This window comes from Citrobacter sp. MGH 55 (assembly GCF_016906145.1).
GTDB classification, from domain to species: domain Bacteria; phylum Pseudomonadota; class Gammaproteobacteria; order Enterobacterales; family Enterobacteriaceae; genus Citrobacter_A; species Citrobacter_A amalonaticus.
Map to the genome: position 1 here is coordinate 3,528,541 of NZ_CP070239.1, position 13,813 is coordinate 3,542,353.

9 protein-coding genes are annotated in these 13,813 nt (G+C 55.7%); 6 read left to right on the forward strand and 3 right to left on the reverse strand.

The window, feature by feature from the left end:
* Positions 1–118 precede the first annotated feature (118 nt).
* Complete coding sequence (locus tag JTI98_RS14380; protein WP_054176256.1) at positions 119–1,525, forward strand: YchO/YchP family invasin; 1,407 nt, start codon at positions 119–121, stop codon at positions 1,523–1,525.
* On the opposite strand, the gene narL is transcribed toward JTI98_RS14380, so the two are convergent.
* Both narL and narX read right to left on the reverse strand, forming a co-directional pair.
* Positions 1,526–2,176: a two-component system response regulator NarL gene (gene narL, locus JTI98_RS14385; protein WP_042318615.1), complete on the reverse strand. Its 651-nt coding sequence runs from the start codon at positions 2,174–2,176 to the stop codon at positions 1,526–1,528.
* A complete protein-coding gene (gene narX / locus JTI98_RS14390) occupies positions 2,169–3,965 on the reverse strand; it encodes a nitrate/nitrite two-component system sensor histidine kinase NarX (protein ID WP_216081410.1) in 1,797 nt (598 codons plus the stop codon). The genes narL and narX overlap by 8 nt, the downstream gene beginning before the upstream one ends.
* 352 nt (positions 3,966–4,317) lie before the next feature.
* Between narX and JTI98_RS14395 the strand changes: the two genes are divergently transcribed.
* The 5 genes from JTI98_RS14395 to narI all read left to right on the forward strand — a co-directional run bounded on the left by JTI98_RS14395 (position 4,318) and on the right by narI (position 12,760).
* Positions 4,318–5,709 (forward strand): NarK family nitrate/nitrite MFS transporter, encoded by a 1,392-nt coding sequence (locus tag JTI98_RS14395; protein ID WP_044267202.1) that lies wholly within the window; start codon positions 4,318–4,320, stop codon positions 5,707–5,709.
* 391 nt (positions 5,710–6,100) lie between these two features.
* Positions 6,101–9,844, forward strand: a complete 3,744-nt coding sequence (locus JTI98_RS14400; RefSeq protein ID WP_216081411.1) for a nitrate reductase subunit alpha — start codon at positions 6,101–6,103, stop codon at positions 9,842–9,844.
* Positions 9,841–11,376 carry a nitrate reductase subunit beta gene (gene narH, locus JTI98_RS14405; protein ID WP_216081412.1) on the forward strand — a complete coding sequence of 512 codons (1,536 nt, stop codon included), beginning with the start codon at positions 9,841–9,843 and terminating at the stop codon, positions 11,374–11,376. Before JTI98_RS14400 ends, narH begins: the two co-directional genes overlap by 4 nt.
* Entirely contained in the window at positions 11,373–12,083 is a 711-nt protein-coding gene (gene narJ / locus JTI98_RS14410; protein ID WP_044327859.1) for a nitrate reductase molybdenum cofactor assembly chaperone, read from the forward strand. The genes narH and narJ overlap by 4 nt, the downstream gene beginning before the upstream one ends.
* Positions 12,083–12,760: a respiratory nitrate reductase subunit gamma gene (narI, locus tag JTI98_RS14415; protein WP_216081413.1), complete on the forward strand. Its 678-nt coding sequence runs from the start codon at positions 12,083–12,085 to the stop codon at positions 12,758–12,760. Before narJ ends, narI begins: the two co-directional genes overlap by 1 nt.
* Here the strand turns inward: narI and JTI98_RS14420 are convergent.
* Positions 12,754–13,653 carry a DMT family transporter gene (locus JTI98_RS14420; protein ID WP_130097106.1) on the reverse strand — a complete coding sequence of 300 codons (900 nt, stop codon included), beginning with the start codon at positions 13,651–13,653 and terminating at the stop codon, positions 12,754–12,756. The genes narI and JTI98_RS14420 overlap by 7 nt on opposite strands.
* Positions 13,654–13,813: the final 160 nt, after the last annotated feature.

Here is a 13,813-nt window from a genome sequence, read left to right on the forward strand (position 1 = left end):
AGAGCCTGGCAAGAGTAAGGATATTCCTGAAAGTGTGAGAAAACCTGCAAAACGACGAGGAGTCAGGTAAGCTTTTAAAGGTTAAGTTAACTGAATTCCGTAAGAAGCTATCGTCAATTTGAGTCGTTTTGTATCGCATTCCCTCCCTCTCTGGTTGCTCTTGCTGTTAGCAGGCGGTCACGCCAGTGCACAATCCTCCTTTATGCAACAGGCCGAAAATCCCTTTGATAATAACCAGGACGGGTTGCCCGATCTGGGCATGGCTCCCGAATCGCATGAAGGCGAAAAACATTTCGCCGAGATGGTAAAAGCCTTTGGCGAGGCGAGCATGATCGACAACGGTCTGGACACCGGCGAGCAGGCAAAGCAATTTGCCTTTGGCCAGGTGCGCGATGCGGTGAGTGAACAGGTGAATCAACAACTGGAATCCTGGCTGTCGCCATGGGGGAAGGCCAGCGTCAATGTGCAGGTCGATAACGAAGGCAATTTCAACGGTAGTCGCGGAAGCTGGTTTGTCCCATGGCAGGATAACTCGCGCTACCTCACCTGGAGTCAACTGGGTCTTACTCAGCAGGATGACGGGCTGGTGAGTAATGTGGGTATCGGCCAGCGCTGGGTGCGTGACGGCTGGCTGCTCGGCTATAACACTTTCTACGATAATCTGCTCGATGAAAACCTCCAGCGTGGCGGGCTGGGCGCTGAAGCGTGGGGGGAATACCTGCGGCTGTCGGCCAATTATTACCAGCCGTTTGCCTCATGGCGCGCCCATACGCCGACGCTGGAGCAACGAATGGCGCGCGGTTACGACGTAACGGCGCAAATGCGACTGCCGTTCTACGAATATCTCAATACCAGCGTTAGCGTGGAACAATATTTTGGTGACAGCGTCGATCTGTTCGATTCCGGAACGGGCTATCACAATCCGGTGGCGGTGAAACTGGGGCTGAATTACACCCCGGTCCCGCTGGTCACAGTCACCGCCCAGCACAAGCAGGGGGAGAGCGGTCTCAGCCAGAACAACCTCGGGCTGAACCTGAACTACCGCTTCGGCGTACCGCTGAAAAAACAACTGGCTGCCAGCGAGGTGGCGGAAAGTCAGTCGCTGCGCGGAAGCCGCTACGATCATCCGCAGCGCAACAACCTGCCGACGATGGAGTATCGTCAGCGCAAAACCCTGAGCGTATTTCTGGCAACCCCACCGTGGGATCTGCATCCGGGCGAAACGGTGCCGCTAAAATTGCAGGTACGTAGTCGGCATGGCGTTCGTCATCTCACCTGGCAGGGGGACGCGCAGGCGCTGAGCCTGACGGCGGGGGCAAACGCGGAAAGCGTTGAGGGCTGGACGGTGATTATGCCGGCCTGGGACAGCAGCGAAGGCGCGAATAACCGCTGGCAGTTGTCGGTAGTGGTGGAAGATGAGAAGGGGCAGCGTGTCTCTTCCAATGAGATCACGCTCACGCTGACGGAACCCTTTATGGCAATGCCAGGGGACGATCCGCGCTGGAGGTTGCTCCCGGAGGAGTAATCAGAAGATACGTTCCTGATGCACCCACACTGCCGCTTCAACACGCGATTTAAGCTTCATCTTTTTCAGCATATGCTTCACGTGGACTTTCACTGTGCTCTCGGTGATATCCAGGCGGCGGGCAATCATTTTATTCGGTAGACCCTGGGCGATAAGCTTCAGAATGTCACGCTCACGCGGGGTGAGTTGGGTGACATCGCGATCGGAGGTGGCGCGGTTGGCGCGCAGGCTGGCAGCCAGCACCGGCGTTAACGCTTCACTTAAGACCATCTCTCCGGCGGCAGCCTGCTGTAACGACTTAAGCAGATCTTCCGGTTCCATATCCTTTAGCAGATAACCATCAGCCCCGCGCTTGAGCGCCGTCACAACATCTTCCTCATGATTCGACACGCTAAAGACAACGATCCGTCCGGACAGCGCTTTCTCACGTAATTTGTCGAGGGTTTCCAGCCCGTTCATCCCCGGCATGTTCAGGTCGAGCAGGATCAGATCCGGGTCAAGCGATTCGGCCAGTTCGATACCCTGTTCGCCGTTGCTGGCTTCACCGACCACGGTGATATCGGGCGCCATGCTGACAAGCTGTTTGACGCCGGTCCGCAACATCGGATGATCGTCGATGAGCAGGATAGTTGCCGGTTCCTGATTATTCATGGGTATCTCCTTGAACTTCTGTGAAGTATTTTTCGGGAATAAACGTGACAGCGACTTCAGTGCCTCCCGTCTCGCGACGGCGTACCTGGCAATCTCCGCGCAGGCTCTGTGCCCGGTCGCGCATAATGATCATGCCATAGTGGTTACTGCGTTCGGCGTTCTCAGGAACGCCGCAGCCGTTGTCCTGTACAGTCAATTTTACCTGCTTGCCTTTCAGCGCCACGGTGACCACCACATCATCAGCGTGAGAATGCTTAAGCGCATTGCTTAAGGCTTCGCGGGCAATTTGCAGCAGGTGAATCGCCTGATGCGAAGGCACCAGGCGCGGTGGTAACTGGTAATCCAGTTTCACCGTAAAACCAAAACGGGCGCTGTATTCCTGGCAGCTGGCTTCCAGCGCGGGGCGCAGACCGGGTTCCGTCAGCCGTAAGCGAAACGTCGTCAACAGTTCACGCAGTTGCGCCCATGACGCATTCAGCTCGTTGCGGATCTGGCCGAGCAGGTCGCGGCTGCTGTCCGGCAATGTCTCTCCCTGCATTTGCAGGCAACTGACCTGCATCTTCATACAGGACAGTGATTGTGCAATAGAATCATGCAGTTCGCGCGCAATGGTTGCACGCTCTTCCATGACAATCAACTGCTGCTGGCGTTCCTGATTGCGATCCAACGCCAGCGTCGCGGTGAGCTGTTCCACGACGGTATCCACCAGTTGCTGCTGATCGTGACTCAGGTGATGCCCCTGCGGCAGGGTCGCCAGCAAAATGCCGTACTGGGTATGGGTGTCCGTTAAGCGCCATTTCAGCGTCATTCCCCCTTCAATTGGCGGCAGCGACTCGCGGGGACAGAGATGGCACCCTTTATCATCACAGCTGATATCGGACTGGCAGGTAAATTCCTGATGGTTCTCTTCATCTTCCTGATCATAAACCCGCAGTTCGATGTCATGCATTTGGGTCAGGTTTTGCAGACCGTTCAGCACCGGGGAGAGACGTTCGCAAAGCGGCACCGGCGAATGCAGACGTCGGTTGGCCTGCCAGAGAAAAGAGAGGATCTGGTTTTTCTGCTCCAGCCCGGCCGTTTTTTCTTTGACGCGTTGTTCGAGCACCGAATAGCTTTCCGCCAGTTCGTCGGACATGTTATTGAGCGCGTCGCCGAGCATCGCCATCTCATTACGCCCGCCGATTTGCGCGCGTTGGGTAAAGTCGCGCTGACTGACGGCGCGGGCCATCGACAACAGTTGCTTCCACGGCTGAAGCAGTCGCGCCCGCAGCCAGATAATGGTAAAGACCAGCAGCAGCGCCATAAAAATCGCCATCACCCGGTGCACCATCACCACGCGTTCGATGCGCATTTCGGTGGTGTGGTCAAACGCGGAGACGAGCCGATCAAGGCCAGCGACAAACTGGTTGACGTCGGCCGCGACGGCGTCTCTGCTACTGGCTTGCCGCAGGCCGGGGGAGAGTTCGCGATGCCAGTAATCCTGGAGGGCGCGCAGTTGTTCCTGCTGACCGTCGCGTTCTGCTGCGCGGGTCAGTTCCGGGCTGAACGCGGTCTGCTCCATCTCATCAAGCAATTTCTGGTCGTCAGCGCTCAGTGGTACCGCGGCGAGCAGTCGATAGCTTTGCATCCGCAGCGATCCGGTTTTATTAATGGCGTGCGCGCTACCCTGGACGCCCTGAACCAGCCAGCCAGAGACAGCCATACCCGCCACGCCGATCGCGGTTGAGAGCATCACAATAAGCGCCACCTGGTTAACCAGCGTGAGCGGAGAGAGACAACGTTTTAGCATAAAACCTTCTTCCTTCAGGTCTCCGGACAGCGAATGGGGAAACCTCAATGAATGACGAGAGTGCCGGGCAGAATCGGCAGTGGCGTTATTCTCGACCATCCCCTGGAGTATACCCATACCTAAAGCGAGTTACCTCTTAATTGCCGTATCCGCAGGGGATTTGAGGAAGGGGGTACCTGCGGCAGGCAGCACTGTGAAAAACCACGTATTTTTTGGTGAATTATCCTACTCACTTAGGGTGATCATGATTTTTCTGTTGAGATATCGACAACTTTTCCTTTGATTTATATCAACTTACCTCGCGCTGTAAACCCTACTGTTGCAGGCATCGAATCGAGTATCAGAGGTGTCTATGAGTCACTCATCCGTCCCCGAAAGGGCATCTGGAGCTGTAATCACAGAATGGCGGCCGGAAGATCCGGCATTCTGGGCACAGCGAGGTCATCGTATCGCCAGTCGCAACCTGTGGATTTCTGTCCCCTGTCTGCTGCTGGCGTTTTGCGTCTGGATGTTGTTCAGTGCTGTTGCGGTGAATCTGCCGAAAGTCGGTTTCACGTTTACCACTGAACAGTTGTTTATGCTGACGGCGTTACCGTCGGTCTCTGGCGCGTTATTACGTGTGCCTTACTCCTTTATGGTACCGGTCTTCGGCGGTCGTCGCTGGACCGCGTTCAGTACCGGGATCCTGATTATCCCGTGCGTCTGGTTAGGGTTCGCGGTGCAGGATACGTCCACACCGTTCAGTACCTTTATCGTGATTTCACTGCTGTGCGGCTTTGCCGGCGCAAACTTTGCCTCCAGTATGGCGAACATCAGCTTCTTCTTTCCAAAGCAGAAGCAGGGCGGTGCGCTGGGGCTGAACGGCGGTCTGGGAAATATGGGCGTCAGCGTGATGCAGCTTGTTGCGCCGCTGGTGGTCTCGCTGTCGATCTTCGCTGTCTTTGGCAGCCACGGCGTTGAGCAACCGGATGGTTCGCAACTGTATCTGGCGAATGCCGCATGGATCTGGGTGCCGTTCCTCGCTTTCTTCACGCTGGCGGCCTGGTTTGGTATGAATGAACTGGCGACCTCAAAAGCATCGTTGAAGGAGCAATTACCGGTTCTCAAGCGCGGTCATCTGTGGATCATGAGCCTGCTTTATCTGGCGACGTTCGGCTCGTTCATAGGGTTTTCCGCAGGTTTTGCGATGCTGTCAAAGACCCAGTTTCCGGAGATTCAGATCCTGCATTATGCATTTTTTGGTCCCCTGGTTGGCGCGCTGGCGCGTTCTGCGGGCGGGGCGATCTCTGACCGATTAGGCGGGACTCGTGTCACGCTGGTGAACTTCGTGCTGATGGCGATTTTCAGCGGTCTGCTGTTCCTGACCTTACCAACCAACGGCGCGGGCGGCAGTTTCATCGCCTTCTTCGCGGTCTTCCTTGCCTTGTTTATGACGGCCGGGCTGGGTAGCGGCTCCACCTTCCAGATGATCTCCGTTATCTTCCGTAAGCTGACGATGGATCGCGTGAAGGCTGAAGGCGGCTCTGAAGAGAAAGCGATGCGCGAAGCGGCGACCGATACAGCAGCAGCGTTAGGCTTTATCTCTGCGATTGGCGCGATTGGCGGCTTCTTTATCCCGAAAGCGTTTGGTACCTCGCTGGCCTTAACCGGCTCACCGGTTGACGCGATGAAAGTCTTCCTGATCTTCTATATCGCCTGTGTGATTATCACCTGGTTGGTATACGGACGACATTCGAAAAAATAAAAACAGCAGTCATGTATTCCCCATTGCGCGGCGTTAGACCGCGCTTTTTTTTGCCTCTGATTAGTTACAACATACTGATGGTTTTATTGTCACGTCGCTCTATCAGTTCGTTGCGAAAAGAGGTCAACCAGGAGGGCATACCTCTTAATACCCACTCGTTAAGAATTTAACATTTACGGAAAATACGATTGAAAAAATAAGCTTTAAAAACAGATGGATATTGTTAAATGCCCAATCCTCCGAAAGGGGTATTTCAAAAATTACCCTCCATTTTCATCCCTGTATGCCTTGATCGTTATCAATTCTCACGACCTTTCAGAGCGTTACCTTCGCTCTCAATCAAGCAATGTCGATTTATCAGAGAGCCGTCAGGCTCCACAGGAGAGAACCGATGAGTAAATTCCTGGACCGGTTTCGCTACTTCAAGCAGAAGGGTGAAACCTTTGCCAATGGGCACGGCCAGCTTCTCGAAACCAACCGGGACTGGGAGGATGGATATCGCCAGCGTTGGCAGCACGATAAAGTTGTGCGCTCAACCCACGGGGTTAACTGCACCGGCTCATGTAGCTGGAAAATCTACGTTAAAAACGGTCTGGTGACCTGGGAAACCCAGCAAACCGACTACCCACGTACCCGTCCGGACATGCCAAACCACGAGCCTCGTGGCTGTCCGCGTGGTGCGAGTTATTCCTGGTATCTCTACAGTGCTAACCGACTGAAATACCCGCTGATGCGCAAACGTCTGATGAAAATGTGGCGTGAGGCGAAAGTGCAGCACAGCGATCCGGTTGACGCCTGGGCGTCCATCATCGAAGACGCTGATAAAGCAAAAAGCTTTAAACAAGCGCGTGGTCGCGGTGGTTTCGTCCGTTCTTCCTGGCAGGAAGTGAATGAGCTGATTGCCGCTTCTAACGTCTATACCGTGAAAACGTACGGCCCGGACCGCGTGGCGGGCTTCTCGCCGATCCCGGCGATGTCGATGGTTTCTTATGCGTCCGGCGCGCGTTATCTCTCCCTGATTGGCGGCACCTGCCTGAGCTTCTACGACTGGTACTGTGACCTGCCACCGGCGTCTCCGCAGACCTGGGGTGAGCAGACCGACGTGCCGGAATCCGCTGACTGGTACAACTCCAGCTACATCATCGCCTGGGGATCTAACGTTCCGCAGACCCGTACGCCGGATGCCCACTTCTTTACCGAAGTCCGTTATAAAGGCACCAAAACCGTTGCGGTAACGCCGGACTACGCTGAAATCGCCAAGCTGTGCGACCTCTGGCTGGCGCCGAAGCAGGGCACCGATGCGGCGATGGCGCTGGCAATGGGTCACGTCATGCTGCGTGAATTCCATCTCGACAATCCGAGCCAGTACTTTACCGACTACGTACGCCGCTACACCGACATGCCGATGCTGGTGATGCTGGAAGCGCGTGACGGTTACTATGCCGCGGGCCGTATGCTGCGCGCTGCTGACCTTGTGGATTCACTGGGCCAGGAAAATAATCCGCAATGGAAAACCGTTGCCATTAACAACAATGGTGACATGGTTGCGCCGAACGGCTCGATCGGTTTCCGCTGGGGTGAAAAAGGCAAATGGAACCTCGAGCAGCGCGATGGTACGACCGGTGCCGAGACAGAACTGCAATTGAGTCTGCTGGGTAGCCAGGACGAGATCGCCGAGGTGGGCTTCCCGTACTTTGGTGGTGAAGGCACCGAGCACTTCAATAAAGTCGAACTGGAAAACGTGCTGCTGCACAAACTGCCGGCTAAACGTCTGCAACTGGCAGACGGCACAACGGCGCTGGTTACCACCGTCTATGACCTGACGATGGCTAACTACGGTCTGGAACGCGGTCTGAACGATGCCAACTGCGCCACCAGTTATGACGACATCAAAGCGTATACCCCGGCGTGGGCAGAACAGATTACCGGCGTACCACGTGCACAGATCACCCGCATCGCGCGTGAGTTTGCCGACAACGCCGATAAGACGCATGGCCGTTCGATGATCATCGTCGGTGCCGGTCTGAACCACTGGTATCACCTCGATATGAACTATCGTGGTCTGATCAACATGCTGGTGTTCTGTGGCTGTATCGGCCAGAGCGGCGGTGGCTGGGCGCACTATGTCGGCCAGGAAAAACTGCGTCCGCAGACCGGCTGGCAGCCGCTGGCGTTTGCCCTCGACTGGCAGCGTCCGGCACGTCACATGAACAGTACGTCGTACTTCTACAACCACTCCAGCCAGTGGCGCTATGAGACCGTTACCGCGCAGGAACTGCTGTCACCACTGGCGGACAAATCGCGCTACAGCGGTCATCTGATTGATTTCAACGTGCGTGCTGAGCGCATGGGCTGGCTGCCGTCCGCACCGCAGCTTGGTACCAACCCGTTGACTATCGCCGAAGACGCGAAGAAAGCCGGGATGACGCCGGTGGAGTACACCGTCAAATCACTGAAAGAAGGTTCGATCCGTTTCGCGGCCGAGCAGCCGGAGAACGGGAAAAACCATCCGCGCAACCTGTTCATCTGGCGCTCCAACCTGCTGGGCTCATCCGGTAAGGGGCATGAATACATGCTGAAATACCTGCTGGGAACCGAACACGGGATCCAGGGGAAAGATCTGGGTCAGCAGGGAGGCGTGAAGCCGGAAGAAGTGGAATGGCAGGACAACGGTCTCGACGGCAAGCTGGACCTGGTCGTGACGCTGGACTTCCGTCTGTCGAGTACCTGTTTGTACTCCGACATCGTGCTGCCAACGGCGACCTGGTATGAAAAAGACGACATGAATACCTCGGATATGCATCCGTTTATTCATCCGCTGTCTGCGGCCGTTGACCCGGCCTGGGAATCGAAAAGCGACTGGGAAATCTACAAGGCTATCGCGAAGAAATTCTCAGAAGTCTGCGTGGGGCATCTCGGGAAAGAGACAGATGTCGTCACGCTGCCGATTCAACACGATTCTGCCGCCGAACTGGCGCAGCCGCTGGACGTGAAGGACTGGAAAAAAGGCGAATGCGATCTGATTCCGGGCGTCACCGCGCCGCACATTATGACCGTTGAACGCGATTACCCGGCGACTTATGAACGGTTCACCTCGATCGGCCCGCTGATGGAGAAAATCGGTAACGGCGGTAAAGGGATCGCCTGGAATACTCAGAGCGAAATGGACCTGCTGCGTAAGCTTAACTACACCAAGGCAGACGGCCCGGCAAAAGGCCAACCAATGCTCAACACCGCCATTGACGCGGCAGAGATGATCCTGACCCTGGCGCCGGAAACGAATGGCCACGTGGCGGTAAAAGCCTGGGCCGCGCTCAGCGAGTTTACCGGACGCGACCATACGCATCTGGCGACCAATAAAGAAGAGGAAAAAATCCGCTTCCGCGATATCCAGGCGCAGCCGCGTAAGATCATCTCCAGCCCGACGTGGTCCGGTCTGGAAGACGAACACGTCTCTTACAACGCCGGTTACACCAACGTACACGAGCTGATTCCGTGGCGCACGCTGACCGGTCGTCAGTCGCTGTATCAGGATCACCAGTGGATGCGTGATTTCGGCGAAAGCCTGCTGGTTTACCGTCCGCCCATCGACACCCGTTCGGTGAAATCAGTGATGGGCGAGAAATCCAACGGTAACCCGGAAAAAGCGCTCAACTTCCTGACGCCGCACCAGAAATGGGGCATCCACTCTACCTACAGCGACAACCTGCTGATGCTGACCTTGTCGCGCGGCGGCCCGATTGTGTGGATGAGTGAAACCGACGCCAAAGATTTGGGCATTGAAGATAACGACTGGATCGAAGTGTTCAACAGTAACGGTGCCCTGACGGCGCGTGCGGTGGTAAGCCAGCGTGTTCCGGCCGGGATGACCATGATGTATCACGCCCAGGAACGTATCGTGAACCTGCCAGGGTCTGAAATTACCCAGCAGCGCGGCGGGATCCACAACTCAGTGACCCGTATTACGCCAAAACCCACTCACATGATTGGTGGCTATGCGCAACTGGCCTACGGCTTTAACTACTACGGCACCGTCGGTTCAAACCGTGATGAATTTGTTGTGGTACGTAAGATGAAGAACATTAACTGGTTGGATGACGAAGGCAATGACCAGGTACAGGAGAGCGTAAAATGAAAATTCGTTCACAAGTCGGCATGGTGCTGAATCTCGATAAGTGCATCGGCTGCCACACCTGTTCTGTGACCTGTAAAAATGTCTGGACCAGCCGCGAAGGGATGGAATACGCCTGGTTCAACAACGTGGAAAGCAAGCCTGGCGTTGGTTTCCCGAATGACTGGGAAAACCAGGAGAAATGGAAGGGCGGCTGGATCCGTAAAATCAACGGCAAACTGCAGCCGCGTATGGGGAACCGTGCGATGCTGCTCGGTAAAATTTTCGCCAACCCGCATCTGCCGGGAATTGACGACTATTACGAGCCGTTTGACTACGACTACCAGAACCTGCACAACGCGCCGGAAAGTAAGCACCAGCCGATTGCCCGTCCACGCTCGCTGATTACCGGCAAGCGGATGGACAAAATCACAAGCGGTCCGAACTGGGAAGAAATTCTGGGTGGCGAATTTGAAAAACGTGCCAAAGACCAGAACTTCGAAAACATGCAGAAGGCGATGTACGGTCAGTTTGAAAACACCTTCATGATGTATCTGCCGCGCCTGTGCGAGCACTGCCTCAACCCGGCGTGCGTGGCGACCTGCCCGAGCGGCGCTATCTACAAGCGTGAAGAAGACGGCATCGTGCTGATCGACCAGGATAAGTGCCGCGGCTGGCGGATGTGCATCACCGGCTGTCCGTACAAAAAGATCTACTTCAACTGGAAGAGTGGGAAGTCCGAGAAGTGCATCTTCTGTTATCCGCGTATTGAAGCTGGCCAGCCAACCGTCTGTTCCGAAACCTGCGTGGGCCGTATTCGTTATCTCGGCGTACTGCTGTATGACGCAGATGCGATTGAAAGCGCGGCGAGCACCGAGCACGAAAAAGATCTGTATCAGCGCCAACTGGATGTCTTCCTCGATCCGAACGACCCGGCGGTCATCGAACAGGCGCTGAAAGACGGTATTCCATTGAGCGTGATTGATGCCGCACAGCAGTCGCCGGTTTATAAAATGGCGATGGACTGGAAGCTGGCACTGCCGCTGCATCCGGAATATCGCACGCTACCGATGGTATGGTATGTGCCGCCGCTGTCCCCGATTCAGTCGGCGGCGGATGCGGGTGAGCTTGGCAGCAACGGCATTCTGCCGGACGTCGACAGCCTGCGTATTCCGGTTCAGTACCTTGCTAACTTGCTCACCGCAGGCGATACCCAACCGGTGCTGCTGGCGCTGAAACGGATGCTGGCGATGCGTCACTATAAACGTGCGGAAACCGTTGACGGTAAAGTGGATACCCGCGCGCTGGAAGAGGTGGGCTTAAGCGAAGTACAGGCGCAGGAGATGTACCGCTATCTGGCGATTGCCAACTACGAAGATCGTTTTGTCGTACCGAGTAGCCATCGTGAACTGGCGCGTGATGCGTTCCCGGAGAAAAGCGGTTGTGGCTTTACCTTCGGCGACGGTTGCCACGGTTCTGACACCAAATTCAACCTGTTCAACAGCCGCCGCATTGACGCCATCGATGTGACCAGCAAAACGGAGCCGCACCAATGATTGAACTCGTCATTGTTTCGCGTCTGCTCGAGTACCCGGATGCTGCCCTGTGGCAGCATCAGCAGGAACTGTACGATGCACTCGCGTCATCTGAAAATCTTGATAAAGAGGATGCGCATACGCTCAGCGTTTTCCTGCGCGATTTAACCGCGCAGGAGATGCTGGATGTGCAGGCCAACTACAGCGAACTGTTTGACCGCGGTCGGGCAACCTCGCTATTGCTGTTCGAACATGTCCACGGTGAGTCACGCGACCGCGGTCAGGCGATGGTTGATCTGATGGCGCAGTACGAGCAGCACGGTTTACAGCTCGACAGTCGTGAATTGCCGGATCATCTGCCGCTGTATCTGGAATACCTGGCACAGTTGCCGAAGCGCGAGGCGCTGGGCGGGTTGCAGGACATCGCCCCGATTCTGGCGCTACTGAGTGCGCGTCTGCAACAACGTGAAAGCCGCTATGCGGTGCTGTTCGATCTGCTGCTGAAGCTGGCGAATGCGGCGATCGACAGTGACAAAGTTGCCGAAAAAATTGCCGATGAAGTTCGCGACGATACGCCGCAAGCGCTCGATGCGGTCTGGGAAGAAGAGCAGGTGAAATTCTTTGCCGATCAGGGCTGCGGCGAGTCTGAAATCTCCGCTCACCAGCGTCGTTTTGCCGGAGCCGTTGCGCCGCAATATCTGAATATCACCACCGGAGGACAGCAATAATGCACTTCCTGAATATGTTCTTCTTTGACATCTATCCGTATATCGCCGGGTCTGTGTTTCTGATTGGTAGCTGGCTGCGTTATGACTACGGTCAGTATACCTGGCGCGCCGCGTCCAGCCAGATGCTGGATTGCAAGGGGATGAACATGGCCTCAAACCTGTTCCACTTCGGGATTCTGGGGATCTTCGCCGGTCACTTCCTCGGTATGCTGACGCCGCACTGGATGTATGAAGCGTGGCTGCCTATTGAAGTGAAACAGAAGATGGCAATGATTGGCGGCGGTGCGGCGGGCCTGATGTGTCTCGTGGGCGGCGTGTTGTTGCTCAAACGTCGTCTGTTTAGCCCGCGCGTGCGGGCGACCACCACCGGCGCTGACATCCTGATCCTCTCGCTGCTGGTGATCCAGTGTGCGCTGGGACTGTCGACCATTCCGTTCTCCGCCCAGCATATGGACGGCAGCGAAATGATGAAACTGGTGGGGTGGGCGCAGTCTGTGGTGACGTTCCACGGGGGGGCATCGGCGCATCTGGAGGGGGTGGCGTTTATCTTCCGTCTGCACCTGGTACTGGGGATGACGCTGTTCCTGCTGTTCCCATTCTCCCGTCTGGTACACATCTGGAGCGCGCCAGTCGAATACCTGACGCGCAAATACCAGATTGTTCGCGCCCGTCACTGATGGGTGGCTTTATCAGAAACCTCGCATTCGCGGGGTTTTTTTTCGCCCCAGCCGAGGTTATTGCCTGCCGCCGCAAACAGAATTAACGCGCCGCCTGTCAGTTGTGTGGCGTTAAGTGAATGACCAAACACCACGTTATCGACGACGATCGCCACCACCGGATAAATAAAGGATAACGAACCGGTAACAGGCGTGGGCAATTTCTGAATGGCGCTGTACAGCAACTGGTACATGATGCCGGTATGAACAATCCCCAGCGTCAGTAAGATACCCCACGGGTATGCGTGGATGAGCGCCGGGAACTGGGCCAGCGGCAAGAGCATGACCACCCCCGTCAGCACCTGAATAAAGGCAATATGCTGTGGCGCGATGCTTCTCAGTCTGCGGGTAATGATTGCCGTCAGGGCGTAAAAGAACGCTGCTCCAAGTGCGAGGGTCACGCCGGTTAACCAGGCTGTAGGATGGCCTCCGGTCAGTTCACCCGATAATAAAATGACCACGCCACCAAAGGCGAGGAACAGCCAGCCCCATTTTACTGCACTGACTCGCTCGCCCATCAGCATTCCCATCATCACCAGCATAAAGGGCTGGGTGTTGTACACCACGGTCGACAGACCGATTGAGATGCGCTCGTAGGCGGCAAACAGCAGCAACCAGTTTACGACCAGCGCGATGCCGCCCAGGATTGCCAGCCCCAACGTGACGCTGGTCAGCGGGCTAAACGGTTGTTTGCTGAGACGGATAAAGAGAAATAGCGCGATAGCCCCAATCAGGCAGCGCCAGAACACCACGTCAGTAACCGGCAGGCCGGAAAGTAACACAAACGCGCCGATTGAACCGGAAATCACCATTGCCAGGCTCATTTGCCAGACGCCTTGCTGAAGATCACGCATCACACACCTCCTGATTGAAGGCTCTATTTTCGAAAATGGCTGTTCGCTTTTACAGCGTTGATATAAGGTGAAATGCGTGAACAACTTTTTATTATCAGGAAAAATTGATGAATGACCTTATTGATGAAATCGACCGACGGATAGTAGCGTGTGTACTGGT